Below are 22,497 nucleotides of genomic sequence, written 5' to 3'. Positions count from 1 at the left end.
GATAAGAAGTAAAGTTATTATGAAAATTTGAGATATTCCCTAACCCCTAACCCCTAACCCCTAACCCCTAACCCCTAACCCCTCAAAATAGAACTTATGGAAGACATTTCTTTAATCATCAACCAACTTGGCGAGGAGCGTGATTTGTATTATCAGGCTGTTTCTCCGCCAATTATGCAAACTTCCAACTTTGCATTTAAGGACTTTGCTAGTATGCGTTCAACGTTTGAGGACGAGTACGCGGGCGATTATATTTATACCAAAGCCAAAAATCCGACAGTGGATATGCTTAGGCTAAAACTGGCAGCCTTGCAAGGTGCTGAAGATGCTCTTGTAACTAACTCAGGAAGCTCGGCTATTTTTTGTTCGATTTTGGCGAATGTCAAAGCTGGGGATCACATTATTTCGGTTCGACAGCCTTATTCTTGGGCTCGAAATATGTTTGAAGTTGTATTGCCAAAATTCAATATCACTCATACTTATGTGGATGGTAAAGATATTCGAAATTTTGAGGAGGCCTTACAAGAAAATACGACTCTGATTTATCTCGAATCACCCAATTCGTTTAGTTTTGAGTTGCAGGATTTGGAAGCGGTAGGGAACTTTGCCAGTGCCAGAGGCATTACTACTATAATAGACAATAGCTATTGCACGCCGCTTTTTCAGAATCCTCATGCTTATGGGATTGACTTGTGTTTGCATTCGGCAACTAAGTATATCTCAGGACATTCAGATACCGTTGCTGGGGTAATTACGGGATCGAAAGCTCGGTTGAAAAAGATATTTGATTCAGAACTTTCCAATTCAGGAACGAGTCTTTCGCCATTTAATGCTTGGCTTTTGTTGCGTGGCTTGCGAACTTTGCCTATCCGTTTGAAGCATATTACCGAAAGTACGATGGCCTTGTTGCCTTTCCTGAAAAATCATCCGAAAATCGAAAAAGTGATATTTCCTTTTGATACAGATTTTCCTCAGTACGAATTGGCTCGGAAACAAATGACGGGTGCTTGCGGGTTACTAACTATTGTGCTTCCGCCAGTATCGTACGAGCAAATTGAGCAATTTGCCACTGGTCTAAAGCATTTTTTATTAGCAGTAAGCTGGGGCGGACATGAATCTTTAGTGATGCCCAAGGCAGCAGGGATTCGTCCAGAAAATTATGATTCAAACAATGAGGAGCATCGTATGGTGCGCTTGTATATTGGCTTAGAAAGTGTCGAGGAGCTTCAGGAGGATTTAACCCAAGCCTTAGAGGTGATATCATAAAGAGGTAAAAACATTTTGTGCTTTATTCCTTTTATCTACTCTTAAAAAACTATTTTTTCAATAATGGATAATGCTTTGCTACGACAAACTTATCCCAATCTCTATGAGTACACAAATTGCATTTATTTTTGACATGGACGGGGTTTTAGTTGACAACCTTGAGTTTCATGTAACAGCATGGTTGGAGTTTTGTGCTGATAAAAACATTCCTTTAAATCGTGAAGAATTTTTTCAAAATTTGAATGGTAAAAACGCACAAGATACCATGAATTATTTCTTCAAACGTGAGGTAGAACCAGAATTGGCACATGCTCTCAATGAAGAAAAAGAAGTTATTTATCGCTCGATTTATTTGCCACATATCAAGCCAGCCAATGGTTTGGTAGAGCTTTTGGAATCATTGAAAGCTAAAGGTGTGAAATTGGCAGTAGGTACTTCTGCTCCGCCAGCCAATGTTGATTTTACTTTGGACAACGCTGGTATTCGTCATTATTTTGATGAAATTGTAGACGCATCGATGGTAAAAAATGGCAAACCAGCACCAGATATTTATTTGAAAGCAGCCGAAAAATTAGGTGTACCAATCGAATATTGTGTAGTAGCAGAAGACGCTATGCAAGGAATCCAAGCTGGTTTGAGCGCGGGAATGAAGGTTATTGGTATCACAACTTCTCATACTGCTGAAGAGTTGGCGCATACGCACTTACAAGCACCAGATTTTACTACCATCAGCTACGATACGTTGGTAGAGTTGTTGGGGGTGGAATAATTTTTAATTTGAGAATTAGACGATTTAGAAATTTGAAAATCTAATAATTGGTTAGGGTTAAAGTTAATAGCATAACCAGTTCTCGACCAACCATTCCACTTAGTGGGTGAATTTATTCACCCATGACGAAAATGTTGAAATAGCTGTATAAAATAAGATTTTGTAGCCGCAACCCTTGCGGTTGCCGTACTCAAAATGGCAACCGCAAGGGTTGCGGCTACATCTGTTAATGCCAATATATTGAACTACCGCATCAATAATTCCATTTCCAAATCTTCAAATTAACTTTCCTTTTTCCAGTAAAAATAAAAAGGAAGTCCCGTTGCCATAAGTCCTAGACCAATTAAGGCTTCGCTTGGACGCTCCATCAAGGTATTTACTAAAAGAACAATACAGAAAAGAATAAAAATCGCAGGAACAAATGGATAAGCGATTACTTTGTATGGACGAGGCGCATCGGGCATTTTTTTACGTAATATAAATACGCCAAACGTTGTAGCCCCATAGAAAATAAAGGCAGCAAAAATCAACATATCTGTCAACTGGTCGAAAGTTCCAGATAGTACCAATAACGATGCCCAAACGGCTTGTAGAGCCAACGCCTTCGAAGGTGTATTATATTTAGGATGAATATAGTCTACATGTTTAAAGAACATTTTCTCGTGCGACATAGCATAAAATAGACGAGATGCTAATAAAATCGTGCTACTAGTACAATTGAAGGTAGTTACCAAAATCAAACATGAAATCAAGACGCCTCCCCATGAGCCAAGAAAATGCGTAACCACCGCCACAGCGCCAATACCATTTTTTGTCTCGTGAATTTTGATAAACTCGTCAATTGGTAAAATATACAAGTACACAAAGTTCATCATCATATACATCGCAATAATGATTATCATCCCTATGGTCAGCGCCAAAGGAAGGTTTCTTTGTGGATTTTTGATTTCTCCACCAATATATCCTACGCTATTCCAACCTTCATATCCCCAAAAAGCACTCAAACATGCCAACGCCAATGCCTTGAACAAAGTACCGCCTTGCATTTCTTCTGGATTGAATTTGACACTATTTTGTTTGAGATATTCCCAGTTGCCCACACTCGAAGTAAGCCCTAAAATCATAATGCCAAGCATGACAATGATCATTAGAGTCACAAGAGTATTACTAAGTTTTTCACCCAGTTTTAGACCTTTTGTATTAAAATATGTGAGAAATACGATTAAGGCAATAGCGACAAGTTTGATACCTAGATTATCCAGAAAATGCAGTCCTAAAAAACTCATTTCGCTCATCTCGGACGATGAGTTAGGAATAGGAATTAAACTATTAAGAGATTGAGCAAACACGTAAGCAATAGAAGCAATCGAGGCTGTACGTATAACGGCAAAGTTGGTCCAGCCGAAAAGAAAGGCAAAAAAACGATTGTAAATTTTACGATAATACACAAAATCTCCTCCCGAATCTGCTAGCATACTAGCTACCTCTGCGTTACTTAATGTTCCTGCCAAACTAATTAAACCCGCTACAAGCCAAGCTGTAAGAACAAGTCCAGGAGACTGCAACTCAGCAGACATTGGGGCTATTTTTTTGAATACTCCCGTACCAATTACAGAGCTGATTACAAGTACAATAGCCGAGGTAAGTCCGATAGTTTGAACGAGTTTTCCTTGTTTTTCGGAGTTGTTTTGCATAGAAAATGGGTTTGATTTTAGAAGAGATAAACTTCTTTTTAGTAAGTGAAAAAAGTATGTGAGATGTGGCGTAAAAGTTTGAATTACGCCAATTTGTCAAACACACGGTACTACAAATTACTGAATAAGGCTTTTAGTTCCAAATGACCTTTTAGCAGAAATACTTGGTAAATGCTCAGATAGGATAAAATAAGAAAATGATTAAAAGGTAAAAACTATCCTGAAATTGTGGAGGTGATTCGAAAAAGCTGACTTAATTTTGAGGTTCTTAATACGTATTTTTACTGATTAAATAATGGATAAGTGAAGAATTACTTTAATCAAATTGCTTTAAAGTTTGGTTTTTGTAATGTGCTTGAGTACTTATTCGGTGAGTAATTCCCTCATAAGGCATCACACCCTTACCATATATTTCTAAGTAATTATTTTACCTTTGCTAGATTACCTTAACATTTAACAACAGCTAAACTGTGAAGAAAACTTTACTACTACTTTCTATTTTATTCATTAACATTCTAATGACTCAAGCCCAAAAAATTAATGAGTCAACTCAATATCATATCAAGCCTGCTACAGGTAAAATTCATATTGATGGAAATCTCGACGATGCAGCTTGGAAAGATACCCAACTGGGTGGTGATTTTTGGATGATAACCCCTACAGACACGGCAAAGGCGCAGGGTAAAACTGAATTCCGTTTTACCTATGACGAGCACTTTCTGTATGTGGCCGCAATTTGCCATGAATCTATCAAGAATAAATCTTACATCGTAGAGTCTTTGAAAAGGGATTTTAACTTTGGGAATAACGATAATCTATGGCTGATTTTAGAACCTTTTAATGACCTGACCAATGGTTTTGTCTTTGGAACCAATGCCGCAGGCGCACAGTTTGATGGTATTATTTCGGAGGGAACTAACCTTAATCCAAACTGGGATAACAAATGGTATTCCGCCACTAAGTACATGGGTGACTACTGGATTTTAGAGGCTGCTATTCCTTTCAAAACGCTTCGTTACAAAGCTGGAGAAACTCGATGGGGAATGAATTTTAGCCGTTTGGATTTAAAGTCAAATGAAAAGTCTTCATGGGCACGAATTCCCAAACAGTTTTTCAGTATTACTTTGGCATATACAGGTTCTCTGGTGTGGGATACACCACCGCCAACGCCCAAAAACAACATTTCTATTATTCCTTATGCCTTGGCTGGTGTTAATAAAGATTACGTAAAAGGAACAGATGCATCGATTCGAAAAGACGTAGGTGTGGATGCCAAGATAGCAGTATCGTCTGCCTTGAATTTGGACTTGACCGTAAATCCAGATTTCTCACAAGTGGATGTAGACCAACAAGTGACTAATCTTGACCGTTTTGAGTTGTTTTTTCCTGAAAGACGACAATTTTTTCTCGAAAACTCCGATTTGTTCAACAACTTTGGATTCAAAACTATTCGCCCTTTCTTTTCTCGTCGTATTGGTTTGGGTTCACCAATTCAATTTGGCGCTCGTTTGAGTGGAAAAATCAATAATAACTTACGTATTGGTTTGATGGATATGCAAACCGACCCTAATAGTGGAATCAACAAACCGACCCAAAACTTCTCGACCTTGGTACTTCAACAAAAGATATTTTCCCGTTCGAATATCGGGTTAATGTTTTTGAATAAAGAGTCTTTGAATTTCGATGAAAACAAACATATAGGCTACACTCAATATAATCGAAATCTTGGATTTGAATATAACTTGGCTTCAGCCAGTAATCTATGGACAGGTAAATTGTTATTGCTAAAATCATTTACTCCGAAGTCTCTTACTTCAAACACTACAAGTTCGGGTGACGACTACGTGCAGGCAGTAAACCTAACTCATAATGGAACCCATTGGGTCGCGCAGTGGCAACATGAATATGTTGGAAAAAACTACAATGCTGAAGTGGGATATGTACCTCGTGTAGGTTACTTCAAAATAGATCCAGATATTTCTTATTTGTTATACCCTAAAAGTGCATCAAGTAAGGTATTTGTACACGGACCGTCGGTAGAATCTGTCAATTATTGGAATACCAACAGCAAACTAACCGATTACACAAACGTTTTCGCTTATGCGATTCAAATGAAAAATAGAAGTGCCTTGACTTTATGGACAGCCAAAGATTATGTGCAATTGCAGTTTAAGTTTAATCCGCTCAATCCTTATTCTTCCGAGTATTATGTAGCAAATCAAAGTGAGCATTCATGGAATTCAGCGGGTTTTGATTATGTTTCTACTTCTAAAAGACTATTGACGTACACCTTGTCTACACGAGTAGGAGGCTATTATGGCGATGGCTCTCGCGTAGGGATTACAGGGCTTGTGGGGTATCGTTTTCAGCCTTATGTGAGTTTTTCAGTTGGCGCAGACTATAACAATATTCAAAATGTGTCAGTGATGAACAGCAAGACCGATATTGTTTCAAAACAATCCGAAACATTTTGGTTGGTTCGTTCGAAAGTGGATATTACTTTTACCAACAACTTGTATTGGACAACTTATTTTCAATACAACGAGCAACAAAAAAATGTAAACCTCAATACACGCTTACAATGGCGATATAAACCAGCATCGGATATTTTCTTGGTGTACACCGACAATTATGTTCCGAACTCTTTCGGCATAAAAGACCGTGCCATCGTTCTGAAAATGACGTATTGGTGGAATGTGTAAAGAGGCAACAGGCACAAAGGCAATAGGGGTAAGTGAAAAGTGTATAGTCGCAATCAAGTGTAGGACGCAATTCCCTCTGTGCCTCCTTGCCTTATGCCTGACCTCTATTTAAAACTGAAACGACAGCAACATCAATAGGTATAAGTAAAAAATCAAGCAGAGAAAATAAATCCCTTTGTGCCTCTGTGCCTTATGCCTGATCCCTATTTAAAACCAAAATGACAACAATCCGAACAAAACCTCGTTTGTCGATAGAATACTGTCCGAAATGTAATTGGCTAATGCGTTCGGCTTGGATGGCTCAGGAGCTACTGACTACCTTTGCGGAGGATTTGGGCGAAGTAGCGTTGATTCCTTCCGAAATTGCAGGACGATTTACTATTATGGTCGAAGAGGAAATTCTTTTTGACCGAAAACGAGAAGGACGTTTTCCCGAAATTAAAGAATTAAAGCAATTGGTGCGAGATAAAGTTTGTCCAGAAAAAAGCCTTGGGCATTCGGATAAAAATAAAAGTTAAAGTAAATAATGGTTCTGTCCTAAGGACTTTAACAATTACGGATTTCAGAAATGCTTGAAATACAGTTTCTTAAAATAAGAAGGTAGTTTGTAATTCCGAAATCCAACATCCAAAATCCGCAATCCTATAATTCATCACGTATAAAGAAACTCCTATGAAAAAACTTATCTTGGGATTTTGTACTCTTGGTCTCTTAGTGGCTTGTTCTGCCAAAAAAGCAGATAAAGAGGAAAAAGAAGAGGTTAAAGGTGAAAGTATTCCCTACAACTTAAACAAACCTGTACAAAAGTATCTATTACCTAGAGCACTCGACGAAATTTCGGGTTTGTCCTTTTATAAGAAAAACCAATTGGCTTGTGTCAACGACGAAGAAGGAACGCTTTTTATTTACGATTTTGTCAAAAAAGAAATTGTCAAGAAAGTCGATTTCGGAAAATCTGGTGACTATGAGGGAGTGGAGGTTGTTGGAGATGAGATTTTTGTGATGAAGAGTAATGGAAAAATTCATAGTTTTAAAATCGAAGAACCGTTTGAAAGAGACCTCGATTGCTCGCACAAAGACGTTAAGGAATATGAAGGTTTGAGCTATGACCCTAAAAAGAATTACCTGTTGTTGGCTGCCAAACAAAGAAGCAAAGACAAAGACGATGTAAAGATGATTTATGCCTATAATCTCAACAATCAGTCTTTGTTCAAATACATTGGTATCCCCGAAGCTCAAGTAAAAACGGATAAAGGTGGTAAAGAATTTCGTCCTTCAGGGATTGCAATTCATCCTTTAACGGGTGATATGTATATCATAGCATCACAGGGTAAAAAACTACTGGTATTGGCAGAAGATGGTCACAAAAAAGCCATTATTGACTTAGATCCGAGCCTATACACACAACCAGAAGGAATATGCTTTACGCCTCAGGGTGAGTTGTTTATTTCCTCGGAGGGAAATGGGAAGTCGGGTTATATCTTACAATTTTCTCCGAAAAGCGTGAAATAGGTGTTGTTCAGGGAAAAAATCAAAAACTCAGTAAGTTTTTAAAGAACTTTCGCCCTCAATTTCGTTAATATCATAAATGAAATAGCATTTAGTACTTTCAATCAAAACCATTTTATCAAATGAAAAAATTACTTTTCTTATCCTTATTAACTCTTATTGCTTTTGTAGGTAAAGCACAACATGGCGCAGGTGACAAAGCAAAAAGACCATCTCCTCCAGCAACTGCTACAGCTACAGTAAACGGCGCTACAATCAAAATCGACTATAGCCAACCATCGGTAAAAGGTCGTAACGTATGGGCTGGTGACTTGGCTCCTTATGGTAAAGTATGGCGTACTGGTGCAAATGAAGCTACGGTTTTTGAAGTTTCGAAAGACGTAACAGTTGAAGGGAAAGCATTGAAAGCAGGCAAATATGCTTTGTTCTCTATTCCTGGCGAAAAAGAATGGGTGATTATTTTCAACAAAAAATCAAACCAATGGGGTGCGTATGACTACAAAGAGTCAGACGACGCTTTGCGTGTAACAGTACCAGCAAAAGCAGGTGCTATGACAGAGAAATTTACAATTACTGCTGAAAACTCAGGTAAAGTAACTTTGGCTTGGGATAAAGCTGCAGTAGCTTTTAACGTAAAATAAGAAATCAGTTATTTAGAGTGATATGCAAAGTCTTTTGTCTGTTTGGCAAAAGACTTTGTTTTTATAGGCTATACCCAAAAATATTTTCAATATTCTACGCTTTACTGTAATTTTGAATAACCTAACTACGACTTGTAGATTTGTTATGCGTTATATAGCCTTTATTTTATATTTTCTTTTTCTTTCAACGTCCGCTTTGACACAAACTTTTATGTCACAAGTGGATCCTCCGACTATTGGCAAAGTTTGTCCCGACTTTGGTGTATCTGTCATTACTCCCTCAGGAAATGAGAAAGTAATCAACCTTCATGAACTTCGAGGAAAAGTCGTTATTCTGGAGTTTTGGGCTACTTATTGTGCTCCTTGTATTCCTTCTTTGAGCCATTTTGAGCGAATCAAAAAACAATATGGCAATGCAGTTGAAATTATTGCCATTTCGGACGAAAACCGTGATAAAGTAGATGCTTTTATTGCCAAACGCAATATCCACAATGTCCTATTTGGGATGGATTGGGGACATAAACTTAATGAACTCTTTTTCCATCATTTTATTCCGCACACGGTTGTAATTGACAAAAATGGCGTGGTAAAAGCGTTTACCGCTCCCGATGAAATCGATGCAGAAATCGTGGGTAAACTGATTCGTAATCAGAAAGTAGAGATTGTGATGAAACAGGAGTTCCAAAACACTAATTCGATCGCTACTACAAACAATAATACCTCTCCAAACAAAGTTTCTACTGTTTTTTCGAATGCTAAAAATACACCTGATGCCAATGAATTGCGCATTAGTCTGAGTCCTTATGCAGAGGGAAAATCTACTGAATTTATCAAGGAATCCGAAAAGCATTGGGTATTTACCAATTGTACTTTGCCTTTGATGTATCAGATATTGTATGATCAAAAAGAAAGTAGGGTTAAATTAGAGGTTGCTGACGAAAACAAATACGCTTCTGATCCAAACAATCAATATTGTTTGACGATTCACATACCAGAAAGTATGGATAAAAGCGTTCCTGAGTTAGCATTGAACCAACTTGCGCAATTGTTTCCACTCAAGGCAAAATTTGAGTCAAGAAGTCAAACGGTCTTTGTTTTGGAAAAGGCAGATTCGAGTGTTGTAGTGAGTAGTAGCGATAGCACAGGAATTATTCAGAAAGGACTTACAATCAAAGATTTAGTGAGTTACTTAGAAAGTAACCCCCACTTAGTCAATAATTTGGCTGTATTAAACCAAACAGCTCTTCCAGATACTACCTTGATAGATTTGGACTGGTTTCAAAACTACAATGATGTAGTGCCTAATAAGCTGAAAACCTTAGGGTTGAAAGGCACAGAGCGAGTGGTAGATTTGAACTGTTTGATTTTGTACGAAGAAAAAAAGATAACTAAGGACGCACCATAACGGAAAGTTCCTAAATCTTTATTAAATTGGTCAACATTTGGATAAATCTTTAGGATAAAAAGAAGTATTCAAAAGTGCTTAGATTCTCTTAAATGGTGTTGTAAGTCGCATTTATTTCAAGATAATTTGTCTCAAAAATTGATAGAGAGTTGCATAATAATAAGTATTTTTACATAAATTAAGTCTTTTATAGACAAAAGGAGTAAAATCTCAATATTGAAGTCGTAATATCTTTACCCCGAAAATAATCAAATATTTATCATAAAAATATGAAGAAAGTCCTCATCGCTGAAGATAGCTCAGTCATTCAAAACCTTGCTAAGAAGATTTTGGAATTCCAAAACTTTGAAATCCATTCTGTGAAAAATGGCCAACAGGTATTAGATGCAATGGAAAAAGAAGATTTTGATATTTTATTGCTAGACATCAACATGCCAGTAATGGACGGAATGGACTGCGCCAGAGCTGTACGTGGGTTAGCAGATGCTGAAAAAGCCAATATCCCAATTATCGCGATTACAGGAAATGCTCGTAACTATACGATGGATGACTTTAAATCTGCGGGATTCAACGATATGTTGGCTAAGCCATTAAACTTTGATGCTCTTGTAGCTCAAGTGAAGGCTCTTACAGAGAAATAATACCAGTTTTTGTAAATGGATAGTACTTCGGTTTTGTCATTGTTTACATAAAATGTTCTGATAAAAAGCTGTCCCAAAGGATTGGTCTTCTTGACTAGTCCTTTGGTATTTTTGTTTGATACGGGTTGGTTCTGCCAACTTCCCAACGCTATTCTACATGAAAATTACCTTTCTTGGTACAGGTACCTCACAGGGCGTTCCGGTCATAGCCTGCAATTGTGAAGTGTGTCAATCATTGGACTATCGTGATAAACGTCTTCGCACTGCGATCCATATAGAGGTTGATGGAAAAAGTTTTGTGATTGATGCTGGACCGGATTTTCGTCAACAGATGTTAAGGGAACGTATCCATACGCTCGATGCCGTGATTTTTACGCACGAGCACAAAGACCATACCGCCGGACTCGATGACGTGCGGGCATATAATTTTTTCCAGAAAAGAGATATGCCAGTCTACGGTCGTGACCAAGTATTGGAACAAATCAAAAGAGAGTTTGCCTACGCTTTTGCCGAAATACGCTATCCCGGTATTCCTCAAATCAATCTTTGTCCCATCGAAAACCAACCTTTTGAAATAGAAGGGGTTAGTTTTTTACCTATAGAGGTATTACATTACAAACTTCCTGTGTTTGGCTATCGTATTGGCGATTTTGCTTACATTACCGATGTCAACTATATTTCTGCGCATGAGTTGGCAAAAGTCAAAGGCGTGAAGGTATTGGTATTGGGAGCACTTCGTAGAGAAAAACATCTTTCTCATTTTTCATTATCGGAAGCGATTGAGGTTTTTGAAAAAGTAAAACCAGATATGGGTTATATTACGCACATTAGCCACCAAATGGGAATGCACTCAGATGTTGAAGAAGAATTACCTTCCAACATTCGATTGGCCTACGACGGATTATCACTTGTTTTGTAAATAAGAAAAATTAAAATAAGTGAGCATCATTTGATAATACGGAGAAATTGCTTAACTTTTGTTAATGACTGATTTTACAGTTATTAGCAAACTAAGTTGATAGCGGTATAGAATGGCTCGATTGTAACACAGACCTTCTAGAATGCAACCAATAATTTATTGTAAGAAATTACCCAAAGCTCTTCTTTGTGAAGGGCTTTTTTTATGAAATAATGGCTCAAAAAGAAATCCTACCGCCAAAGGCAGTAGGATTTACAGTTATTAACAAACTAAAATTGGCAATTGAATAGAACAACACTTGTTGTTCATGGGGATATTCTCGACCTCAAGCTTATACAATTATCCCTTGTAAAACACCCATTTTGTGATTTCTTTCCAACTTGGTTTTTTACCATACATCAAGATACCTACACGGTATACCTTACCCGCCAACCAAGTGGTTCCAATAAATCCAAGTATTAAGAGTGTTAGTGATAAGGCTATTTCCCAGTTCGACACGCCAAATGGTAAACGAACCATCATGTCGATAGGGGAAGTTAGTGGAATGATAGAAGCCCAGAATGCAATAGGACTATCGGGCTTTTGTAAAATAAATTGTGCTAATATAAAAGATAAAATGATAGGAATTGTGACCGGAAACATAAATTGTTGAGCTTCCGACGGGCTTTCTACTGCCGAACCTATGGCAGCAAATAGCGAGCTATACAATAAATAGCCTCCTAAGTAATACAAAATGAAGCAGAAAATCATTTTTCCTAACGATACATTTTCGATAGCATCGCTGATACTATTCAATGGATTTTCGGATTTTACGCTTGCTTCAAACTTTTTGATTTCGTCTTTGCTAAGACCTGCTTTTACTTTGGCTTGTACTTTCTCCTCAATTTTACCTGACATGATAGAAGAGGTAACCGTCGAAGCAGTAAAGGTCAAAACTCCCCACAGCAAAAACTGCGTAAGACCAACCATACCTACACCGATGATTTTGCCAAGCATTAATTGGAATGGTCTTACCGAAGACACTACGACTTCGATAATGCGGTTGCTTTTTTCTTCAATTACGCCATTCATTACCTGCGAACCATACAAGAAGGCAGAGAGATATAGTAGAAATCCAAAGATGCCTCCTAAAATCATAGCACCACCCGAGTTACTCGATTTTTCGCCACCATCTTCGTTGAGGGTATAGGTTTGGGCATCGACATTGATTTTGTTGTCTTCAAGGACTTTTAGGTCAATCCCAGCATTTTTGAGCTTAATATTTCTTAACTCATTCTGGATTTTGCCTTGAATGGCATGTTGTGTGCCTATTCCAACGGTTTTTTTACCTAAAATTTGTACACCCTTAGGATTCGTCAAAATATCTTTTTCGATATGAACAACAATATCATCATTGCTTTTCTTCAAATCTTTTTTGGCTTCTTCTAAGGTTTTTTCACTGTAGATATAGGTATAATCACCTTCCGAGTTAAGTTTGCCTTTGAACAATTTGCTGTCGTCCAATACGATAACGTTTCTGGAATCATCAGAATTGACAAATAACAATACTGGAATAGTATATACTGCTGCGATCAGAAAAGGAACCAAAATCGAGGCAATCCAGAATGATTTTTTCTTAACTCTGGTAATATATTCCCGTTGTATGATGAGTAAAATCTTATTCATGATAGTTGAGGTTTAAAATTGTTGTAGGTATAACTGATGGACTATAAAATGGTATTGGCATCTTCACCCACAACTTTGATAAATATTTCGTTAAAAGAAGGAATATTTTCGTTGAAAGCTTTCAAGTCTACTTGCTGTATAGCTTGTCCAAGAAATTGATTGGCATTGGTGCCATCCAATAAGCGCACTTTTGCTTTGGTAATACCTTCTACATTTTTGGCGCTAAGAATCTCAAAAACTCCTTCAATCGGAGCCAGTGCTCCAGAATATTCAAGGTTGAAGGTATTATCTCTAAAACGATTTTTTACTTCTTTCTTTTCACCACTCAATACCACTTTAGATTTGTTAATTAAAGCAATATTGTCACATAGTTCCTCAACAGACTCCATACGGTGCGTGGAAAAAATGATGGTAGTTCCTTTTTCTTTCAAAGCTAAAATCTCATCTTTTAGCAAATTAGCATTGATTGGGTCGAAGCCCGAGAACGGTTCATCAAGGATCACCAGTTTAGGCTCGTGTACAATGGTAGCAATAAACTGTGTTTTTTGTTGCATCCCTTTCGACAAGTCTTCAACGTTTTTGTCCCACCAACCTTTAATATCAAATTTGACAAACCAAGCTTTGAGTTTTTCGACCGCTTCAGCTTTGGGCATACCTTTGAGTTGGGCAAGGTACAAAAGTTGCTCGCCTACTTTCATCTTTTTGTAAAGACCACGCTCTTCGGGCAGATAGCCAATTACTTCGATGTGTTTGGGTTGGAGTCTTTCACCGTCCAAGATAATTTGACCTTCATCTGGACCAGTGATTTGATTGATAATACGAATAAGAGAAGTTTTGCCAGCGCCATTAGGACCCAAAAGACCAAAGATTGAGCCTTGAGGTACCTGAATCGAAACGCCACTGAGAGCAGTATGTCCAGCATAACGCTTAACTACATTTTGCGCTTCAAGTATAATTGACATAAGCTAGGAGGGTTTAGTTTTGGAATGATTGTAGGTTTGAACGAGATTTTCTTTTGTCGTTGTTCCTATTGGGATACAAAAGAAAAAGAGTTTGTCAAAAGTCGTGATTCTTTTTGACAAACTCTTCGATTCTTGTGATAAAAGGTATTTGTTTCGGTATTATTCTGCTGATTCTGAAGATGGAGCCTCTTCTACTACTGGAGCCGATGATTTTTTGCTAGAAGATTTTTTGGCAGGGGCTTCTGTTGCTTCTGAGCCTGTTACAAGAGCGATTTTTGCATCAAATGCTGCTTTTTCTGCTTCTTTAGCTTTAGCTTTTGCTACTTTTTTAGATTGTTCTTTAATTTTTTCTGCTGCTTTTTTCTCAGCTTTTTCTTTAGCTTCTTCTTCGTCTTTTTGAAGTTTCGCATATTTCTTAGCGATTTCTTCAGAAGCTTTGTCTACAGTTTTAACTAATTTCTTAGCACTTTTTTCATTAAGGCCTTTGAGGTTAGACAAAATCAAAGCCGATATTTCGTCAACGAGTTGCTTTTTATCAGATTTCATGACAGGTTAATATTAAGATATTGTTAAATAATTATTAATAAATCGAAAGTATAAAAATGCCCAAAGCGAAAAAAGTAATTTGTATTAAGTTTTCACTTTGGGCTCAAAATTTAACATTAGATTGTTCTTTTTCTTAGAAATGCTTGAATAATAAAGGGTTTTAAGAATATGTTTGAAAATTTTATTTGGCATTTGTCAAATAAAAACAAAATTTCCCTTCGCCACACCTTACTTTTCTTGTCTTGACACAAGAAAAGTAACAAAAGAAAGTCAAGAAATCCTAATCGGAGTGGCGACCCACCTCGCCTACTGCTCAAACAGTAGGATTTCGGAAAAAACAGTTACAAACTGTCACATTATTAATGACTTATAAAATTTAAACATATTCTAAGAAGAAAGGTATTTACAAAATCTGTTTTAATAAACGTTTATAGATATTTTGTAAAAAACTCAACATTATGAACTCCTCACTTATTGGATTCCTGCCACATAATGCCAGCAAATAATTCCTGCTGTAACCGAAATATTCAATGAGTGCTTGGTACCGTATTGGGGAATTTCTAAACAATAATTAGCATTTTTTACGGCTGTTTCGTTCACACCAAAAACTTCATTCCCGAAGATAAAGGCATATTTTTCAGTCTTTTTCGGCTGAAAATCTAGTAACGAAGTACTTCCTTCGACTTGTTCAATCGCAATTACTGTATAGCCTTCTGCCTGTAGTTTTGCGATTAATGCCACCACATCTGGCGCATGTTCCCAATCAACAGTTTCGTCAGCACCCAGCGCTGTCTTTTGTATTTCTCTGTGCGGTGGCGTTGCCGTGATTCCACAGAGATAAATTTTTTCTGCTTTGAAAGCATCAGCTGTTCTAAATACCGAACCTACGTTATTCATACTTCTGATGTCGTCCAAGATTAAAATATAAGGCAATTTTTCGATAGCTCTAAACTCTTCGGCAGATAAGCGATTGAGCTCATCCATGGATAATTTACGCATTTTTTTTGATTTAAAATATGTATGCTGGTTCGTAAATTTTTAAAAGTGAATAAGTGAAAAGGCACATAGGCACAAAGTGAGAAGTTGTCTCAAATTTTGCGTTCGATTGTGCAGCAACTATTCATATTCTTACTCTCTTATCAAATTAACTAACCATCTATCTGTTTCGTTGTGAAGGCAAAGTTACAACAACGATATGAAAACCAAAGATTTTTGAACTTCAAGCAAAGATATATTCAATCCAAACCAGTTGCTTGCTTGGGCTTGGTCATCCTAATCAGTTTTGCGTATGATAAAAATCATTCTGAAGGCTTTCGATTCATTTTAGTTTTGAGAGAAAATAATGTAATCAATATTATGTCAACGCTAAGTCTTATTCGAAAATATAATGTTCCTGGTCCACGCTATACAAGTTATCCTACGGTTCCATTTTGGCATGTAGAACAATTTACTGAGACAGCTTGGATAGAAAGCTTGCAGAAAAGTTTTGCTGAAAGCAACCATCAAGGAATTAGCCTATATATCCATTTGCCTTACTGTGAAAGTTTGTGCACTTTTTGTGGTTGTAACAAACGTATCACTAAAAATCATTCGGTAGAAGAACCTTATATAGATGCCCTTTTGAAGGAATGGGATATGTACACCGCTTTATTATCCGAAACTCCACGAATCGCTGAAATACACTTTGGAGGTGGTACGCCAAGTTTTTTCAAACCCCAAAATCTCGCTCGCTTGGTGAAGGGCATTTTAGCAAAAGCTACATTAGCGGATGAAATAGAATTTGGTTTTGAAGGACACCCTGGCAATACCACAGCCGAACATTTAGAGGTATTATATCAATTAGGTTTTACCCGTGTTAGCTATGGCGTGCAAGATTATGACTTGCGTGTTCAAACTGCCATACATCGTTTTCAGCCTTTTGAACAGGTAAAACAAGTAACAGAACTAAGCCGAAAAGTTGGATATACCTCTATTAGTCATGATTTGGTATTTGGATTACCTTTTCAGACTTTGGAAAGTATTGAGGACACAATTCAAAAAACGATTGCGCTCAAACCTGACCGTATTGCGTTTTATTCCTACGCTCACGTACCTTGGATTAAAGGCAATGGTCAGCGTGGTTTCAAGGATGAAGACCTCCCAAGTCCTGCATTGAAACGTCAGCTGTATGAAAAAGGTAGAGCGATGTTGGAGGCCAATGGTTATTACGAAATTGGTATGGACCATTTTGCATTGGCAAGTGATTCAATGTATATAGCGCGCCAAAATGGGACACTCAATCGCAATTTTATGGGCTATACCACCACACAGACTAAAGTGATGATTGGTTTAGGGGTATCTTCTATCAGCGACTCATGGACTGCTTTTGCCCAAAATGTGAAAGAGATTGAAACTTATATGGATTGTATCAATCAAAATAAACTCCCTCTTCATCGTGGGCATATTTTGAATCAAGAGGACCTGAAAATTCGAGAGCAAATTCTTAATCTGATTTGCCGTTTCAAAACAACTTGGGATACAGATACTTGGACTTTTGAAGAAAAAGAAGCGCTTTTCGAAAGACTTCAACCATTTATAGAAGACGATTTGATTGTTTTGCACGACAACGGCGTAGAAGTATTGGAAGCAGGCAAAACGTTTATTCGTAATATCTGCATGGCGTTTGACATGCGCATGATTAGAGAAAACCCTCAGCAAAGGCTTTTTTCGCAGACGATATAAGGAGGCACAAAGGGAACAGGCACAGAGGCACAAAGTGGAGATTTTATTCACTCTGTGCCTTTGTGCCTATTCACTTTGTCCCTAATTCTAAATAAACTATCTTTGCACCTACAAACAAACCTAATCAAATTCATACCTACTATGGATTTATTCATTTCATCTTTATTCACTTCAAAGTCGCTCTTCCAGAATATCAAGGATAGAGATGCTTTCACCTTGTCTGTTTGCTAATTTTTCGCTTTTCTTTTTTATTAATCTCATTTCACTGAGAGACGAAAGTCTATTGGATGATTTTGTAGAGATACAATACTTTGTGTCTTGAACAATCTTTCATGGGGTTTTGGGTATTCTCGAAGAGATGCAAAATCTTGCGTCACTTTTGGTAAGAACCATGCCTTAGCTCATCGTCTTTCAATGATAATTATTCTTCAAATTTTATGAAAACGATCATTGAACCATTCAGAATAAAGGCAGTAGAACCCATCAAATTCACGACAGCATCGGAGCGTGAGCATATTTTAGCCGACGCTGGCTATAACCCATTTCTTATCAAAGCGGAGGATATTATTATCGATTTGCTAACCGATAGTGGTACTTCTGCCATGAGTGCCAAGCAATGGGCAGGCATCATGGATGGTGACGAAAGCTATGCTGGTTCTCGTAGTTTTTACCGTTTTGAGGAAATGGTAAAGTTGATTACGGGTATGAAATATGTAATTCCGACGCACCAAGGGCGTGCGGCCGAGAAAATTCTGTTTTCGATTGTTGGACAAGAGGGAAAATTTATTCCTAATAATACCCACTTCGATACCACTCGTGCCAATATTGAGTTTTCAGGAGCCAACGCCGTTGATTTGCTCAATGAAGATGGTAAGCGCCCAGAAGTTATTGCAGATTTTAAGGGTAATATGGACGTAGAAAAACTACGTGAATTTATCGAAGCCACTGGCGTCGAACATATCCCAATGGTGATGATTACGGTGACAAACAACTCTGGCGGAGGTCAGCCAGTGTCGATGCAAAATGTCAAAGATGTTCGTGCAGTATGTGATCAATATGGATTGCCTTTGTTTATAGATGCTTGTCGTTTTGCAGAGAATGCCTATTTTATCAAAAAACGTGAACAAGGCTATGCTGATAGAAGTATCTTATCTATTTGCCAAGAAATGTTTAGCTATGCCGATGGTATGACCATGAGTGCCAAAAAAGATGCTTTGGTCAATATTGGAGGTTTTTTGGCGATGAATAATGAAAACTTGGCTATGCAATGTCGCAATGTTTTGATTGTGACTGAAGGTTTTCCCACCTATGGAGGTTTGGCTGGTCGTGATTTAGAGGCTATTGCACAAGGTTTAGAAGAAATTCTGGATGAAGATTATTTGCATTATCGTATTCGTAGTGTCGAATATCTAGGTGATAAATTAATCGAGGCTGGAGTGCCACTTATGCGTCCAACGGGCGGTCATGCGATTTATTTAGATGCTAAAACCTTTTGTCCACATATTCCAGTAGAACAATATCCAGGGCAGTCTGTAGCGATTGCATTGTACCAAAAAGGTGGCGTGCGTGCTTGTGAAATTGGTAGTGTGATGTTTGGTAAATATGATGAAAATGGACAGCTTGTGCCTGCTGCGATGGAATTAGTGCGTTTGGCGATTCCTCGTCGTGTATATACCCAAAGTCATATAGACTATGTAGCTGAGGTGATTATTGAGGTTTTTCAAGAAAGAGAAAAACTTAGAGGCGTAAAATTGACTTATGAAGCCCCAATGCTACGACATTTCACTGCTCGATTTGCTTTTGTAGAGTAGCATCGTAAACCATCCTTTTTCATCAGCGCCATAGATACGACAGTACTCAATTGAGTTAGTTTACTGACGTATCTATGGCTTTTTTATTTTACAGGTATTTTATTTTTATGATTTACTCCTGAAATCTGTTAATAAATGACCTTTTTTTACAAAAATAAAACAAGTTGTAAATGCCTGTAATATAGACTATATCTATGGTTTGGAATTTCTATAGATATAATATATAATTAAAATCTATATCTTCATATAAAATATCAATTTGACTTATAGTTTTCAAAACAGCAATTTTGTCATGTAAACATAACATAACAGTTATTAACAAACACATGAATATATCCTTAAAAATTGCTGCTTTAGCCTTATTATCATCGACTGTCGCAGTTGCACAAACTCCCCTAACTACTAATAATGGCTCTCCAGTTGGAGATAATCAAAACTCTAAAACAATTGGACAAAATGGACAAGTATTGCTAGAAGACATTCATTTGATTGAAAAACTAGCCTCGTTCGACCGTGAGCGTATTCCTGAGCGTGTGGTACATGCACGTGGTGCTGGGGCTTATGGTGAGTTTGTTTCAGAAGGTGAATTTTCAAAATATACCAAAGCGGCTTTGTTTGCTGCTAAGGGTAAAAAAACGCCTGTATTTGTTCGTTTTTCGACAGTAGTTCACGGAAATGGTTCACCAGAAACGTTACGTGACCCTCGTGGTTTTGCGACGAAGTTTTATACTGAGCAAGGAAATTATGATATCGTAGGGAATAACCTTCCCGTATTTTTTATTCGCGATGCCATCAAATTTCCTGATATGGTGCATGCTTTCAAGCCGTCACCTATTTACAATAAGCAAGATCCTAACCGTGTGTTTGATTTCTTCTCGCATATTCCAGAAGGAACACACATGTTGACACGCGTTTATTCTGATTTCGGTATTCCTGCTAATTACCGTCAAATGGATGGGTCGAGTGTACATGCATTCAAATGGGTAAATGAAGCAGGCGAAGTGAGTTATGTAAAATATACTTGGAAAACGAATCAGGGTGTAAAAAACCTTACTGCTGATGAAGCTGCCAAAGTACAAGCCCAAGATTTTCAGCATGCTACGGTAGATTTGTATGACAATATTAAAAAAGGAAACTTCCCGTCTTGGGATTTATATGTACAAATTTTAAAACCAGAAGATTTAGACAAATTTGATTTTAACCCGCTTGATGTAACAAAAGTTTGGCCTGAGTCGATTGCTCCATTGACAAAGGTTGGTAAAATGACTTTAAACCGTGTACCCGATAATTTCTTTGAAGAGGTTGAGCAGTCGGCTTTTGCTCCTGCCAATTTGGTACCAGGCATAGAGCCATCTGAAGATAAACTTTTGCAAGGTCGCTTATTTTCTTACACCGATACGCAACGTCACCGCATCGGAGGCAATTTTCAACAGCTTCCTGTTAATGCTCCAAAAGTGGCTGTGAATACCTACAACCAAGACGGTGCTTTTAGCAATCGCCACAAAACTTCTGATGTGAACTATCAGCCAAGTGTTTCGGCTGATGCTCTGGCTGACAATGCACAATACAAATATTCAGTTTCTAAGTTTACCAATGTGACTACAGTTCAGCAAAAAATCACAAAGCCGAATGATTTCAAACAAGCAGGAGATTTTTATCGCTCGTTGTCAGAAACAGATAAGGCGAGTTTGATTAAAAACTTATCTGGAGATTTGGCTGCTGTGAAAAACAAGGATGTAGCTCGCAAAATGGTTGGCTATTTCTACCTAGCAGATGCTGATTATGGTACTCGTTTGGCAAAAGCCCTAAACTTTAGTCGTGAGGAAGTTGAAGCGTTGTTTAGAAAATAATTTACAGTAATTAGGCAAAAAGGCAATAGGCATGAGTAGTCTTTTATGGGTAACTGTAGTTTTCCTTTACTCAATATCAAACAACATCGGGCAGGATGAAGAATGATATTTTGCAAATGGAAACAAAGGTATCATTCAAACGAATACTAATGCCTGTAACCTTATCACCCTTGCCTAAAATGATCCATCAAACCATGCAATCTATCAAAGTCATTTCGCTTTCATACAAAACTGCTGATGTTGCAGTTCGTGGACAATTACAATTCTCGGAGGAGGAGGTGCAAACCTTTTTATCAAGTTTTCAAGCACATGAAGATGTAAAATCCTTGGTGCTTCTGTCGACTTGTAACCGCACTGAATTGTATTTTGAGTCAGAAACGACAACAGCAAAAGACATGATTGAACAGATGTTGACTTTCAAAAATGTATGGATTAGTGGACATTTACTTAAAATCATTGAATCAACTCATGAGTCAGCTCGGTACATTATGGAAGTGGCTACAGGATTACATTCGATGGTTTTGGGTGATAAACAAATTATTCAGCAAGTCAAAAGTGCTTATTTACAGAGTCAAAGCATGGGGCTTGTTTCGGGTGTATTTGAACGACTGTTTCAACAGGTTTTTCGTGCTTTTAAACGTACGAGCAATGAAACAGCATTTTTGAGAGGTTCACAATCTACTAGTTATTTGGCTGTGGAGCACACCAGAAGACTTGTAGGCAAACAAGCAAAGGTTTTGCTATTGGGAGCGGGAGAAATCGCCAAAGATGTGGTCAAATATTTGGTGTCACAAGGTTTTGAAAACGTTGTGATAGCCAATCGCACTATCGAAAAAGCCCAAACGCTTGCTAAGTTAAAGGAGTCTTATTGTTATCTTCCTTTTTCAGAAATACCTCAGTATTTTTCAGATTTTGAGGTGGTAATTTCAAGTATTGGCGTAAAGGATTTAATTCAGGATCACTTTTTTACCAAAGCTCATTTCCCTAAAGTATTGATTGATTTGGCTGTTCCTGCGAGTATCTCGTTGTCTGATTCTATAAGCCAAGCCGTACAATTGATCAATATAGATACTTTGGTCGAAAAAATTCAGGTAAACAAGGCCGAAAGCCAAGCCGCCGTTAGCGACGTTCAAACTATTATTGGACAAGAGTTAGCACAATTTATGAAATGGCATGATTCATTACCTATCAATCAGTTTTTGGCTTCCTTGAAACAACATTATAAGTCTACTATTCAAGAAAAACTACAACAGCATCACCAAGAGCTACCAGAAGGAGTTATTGATTCTATTGTGGCTTCATTGCTTAAAACACCAGCTGTAAGTCTCAAAAGGATGAATTTGCCAGAATCTGTATCATCGGTTCAACAACTCAACAATATTTACCACTTTTAGGC

The 22,497-nt window shown here is 37.6% G+C and carries 18 protein-coding genes; 13 read left to right on the top strand and 5 right to left on the bottom strand.

Annotated elements, in window-relative coordinates:
* The first annotated feature begins 96 nt into the window (after positions 1-96).
* Together QM481_RS03970 and QM481_RS03965 are read left to right on the top strand one after the other, a co-directional pair.
* Positions 97-1,266: a trans-sulfuration enzyme family protein gene (locus QM481_RS03970; protein ID WP_283380731.1), complete on the top strand. Its 1,170-nt coding sequence runs from the start codon at positions 97-99 to the stop codon at positions 1,264-1,266.
* Positions 1,267-1,369: 103 nt separating this feature from the next.
* Entirely contained in the window at positions 1,370-2,035 is a 666-nt protein-coding gene (locus QM481_RS03965) for an HAD family hydrolase (protein ID WP_283380730.1), read from the top strand.
* Between the two features lie 281 nt (positions 2,036-2,316).
* On the opposite strand, the gene QM481_RS03960 is transcribed toward QM481_RS03965, so the two are convergent.
* A complete protein-coding gene (locus QM481_RS03960; protein WP_283380729.1) occupies positions 2,317-3,729 on the bottom strand; it encodes an APC family permease in 1,413 nt (470 codons plus the stop codon).
* Between the two features lie 470 nt (positions 3,730-4,199).
* Between QM481_RS03960 and QM481_RS03955 the strand changes: the two genes are divergently transcribed.
* The 7 genes from QM481_RS03955 to QM481_RS03925 all read left to right on the top strand — a co-directional run bounded on the left by QM481_RS03955 (position 4,200) and on the right by QM481_RS03925 (position 11,546).
* A complete protein-coding gene (locus tag QM481_RS03955) occupies positions 4,200-6,431 on the top strand; it encodes a carbohydrate binding family 9 domain-containing protein (protein WP_310589658.1) in 2,232 nt (743 codons plus the stop codon).
* A gap of 218 nt (positions 6,432-6,649) precedes the next feature.
* The gene (locus QM481_RS03950; protein ID WP_283380728.1) at positions 6,650-6,949 is read left to right on the top strand and encodes an Rdx family protein; all 300 of its coding nucleotides are present in this window, start codon (positions 6,650-6,652) and stop codon (positions 6,947-6,949) included.
* Positions 6,950-7,103: 154 nt separating this feature from the next.
* Entirely contained in the window at positions 7,104-7,943 is an 840-nt protein-coding gene (locus tag QM481_RS03945) for an SdiA-regulated domain-containing protein (protein ID WP_283380727.1), read from the top strand.
* Positions 7,944-8,062: 119 nt separating this feature from the next.
* Positions 8,063-8,581: a DUF2911 domain-containing protein gene (locus QM481_RS03940; protein WP_095167391.1), complete on the top strand. Its 519-nt coding sequence runs from the start codon at positions 8,063-8,065 to the stop codon at positions 8,579-8,581.
* 211 nt (positions 8,582-8,792) lie between these two features.
* Complete coding sequence (locus QM481_RS03935) at positions 8,793-9,986, top strand: TlpA family protein disulfide reductase (protein ID WP_166551425.1); 1,194 nt, start codon at positions 8,793-8,795, stop codon at positions 9,984-9,986.
* Between the two features lie 269 nt (positions 9,987-10,255).
* Entirely contained in the window at positions 10,256-10,627 is a 372-nt protein-coding gene (locus QM481_RS03930) for a response regulator (protein ID WP_095167395.1), read from the top strand.
* Between the two features lie 157 nt (positions 10,628-10,784).
* Positions 10,785-11,546 carry an MBL fold metallo-hydrolase gene (locus QM481_RS03925; RefSeq protein ID WP_283380726.1) on the top strand — a complete coding sequence of 254 codons (762 nt, stop codon included), beginning with the start codon at positions 10,785-10,787 and terminating at the stop codon, positions 11,544-11,546.
* Positions 11,547-11,885: 339 nt separating this feature from the next.
* Here the strand turns inward: QM481_RS03925 and QM481_RS03920 are convergent, their stop codons facing one another.
* The 4 genes from QM481_RS03920 to QM481_RS03905 all read right to left on the bottom strand — a co-directional run bounded on the left by QM481_RS03920 (position 11,886) and on the right by QM481_RS03905 (position 15,718).
* Entirely contained in the window at positions 11,886-13,211 is a 1,326-nt protein-coding gene (locus QM481_RS03920; protein WP_166580095.1) for an ABC transporter permease, read from the bottom strand.
* A 41-nt stretch (positions 13,212-13,252) separates the two neighbouring features.
* On the bottom strand, positions 13,253-14,173 hold the full coding sequence (locus tag QM481_RS03915) for an ABC transporter ATP-binding protein (protein ID WP_283380725.1): 921 nt from the start codon (positions 14,171-14,173) through the stop codon (positions 13,253-13,255).
* A gap of 159 nt (positions 14,174-14,332) precedes the next feature.
* Positions 14,333-14,719, bottom strand: a complete 387-nt coding sequence (locus QM481_RS03910; protein ID WP_166551422.1) for a hypothetical protein — start codon at positions 14,717-14,719, stop codon at positions 14,333-14,335.
* A 471-nt stretch (positions 14,720-15,190) separates the two neighbouring features.
* A complete protein-coding gene (locus QM481_RS03905; RefSeq protein WP_166551421.1) occupies positions 15,191-15,718 on the bottom strand; it encodes an RNA methyltransferase in 528 nt (175 codons plus the stop codon).
* Positions 15,719-15,931: 213 nt separating this feature from the next.
* Here QM481_RS03905 and hemN point away from each other — a divergent pair, with 213 nt between their 5' ends.
* From hemN to hemA, 4 genes are all read left to right on the top strand, one after another.
* On the top strand, positions 15,932-17,440 hold the full coding sequence (gene hemN, locus QM481_RS03900; RefSeq protein WP_310589657.1) for an oxygen-independent coproporphyrinogen III oxidase: 1,509 nt from the start codon (positions 15,932-15,934) through the stop codon (positions 17,438-17,440).
* A gap of 437 nt (positions 17,441-17,877) precedes the next feature.
* Positions 17,878-19,251: a tryptophanase gene (locus QM481_RS03895; RefSeq protein WP_283380724.1), complete on the top strand. Its 1,374-nt coding sequence runs from the start codon at positions 17,878-17,880 to the stop codon at positions 19,249-19,251.
* Positions 19,252-19,577: 326 nt separating this feature from the next.
* Positions 19,578-21,101, top strand: a complete 1,524-nt coding sequence (locus QM481_RS03890; protein ID WP_283380723.1) for a catalase — start codon at positions 19,578-19,580, stop codon at positions 21,099-21,101.
* 194 nt (positions 21,102-21,295) lie between these two features.
* Entirely contained in the window at positions 21,296-22,495 is a 1,200-nt protein-coding gene (hemA, locus tag QM481_RS03885) for a glutamyl-tRNA reductase (RefSeq protein WP_283380722.1), read from the top strand.
* Positions 22,496-22,497 lie beyond the last annotated feature (2 nt).

Origin of the sequence: Flectobacillus rivi (assembly GCF_030056655.1) — a bacterium.
GTDB lineage: Bacteria > Bacteroidota > Bacteroidia > Cytophagales > Spirosomataceae > Flectobacillus > Flectobacillus rivi.
Note: the sequence above shows the minus strand (reverse complement) of the source record. Positions and strands in the feature narration are given on the sequence as shown.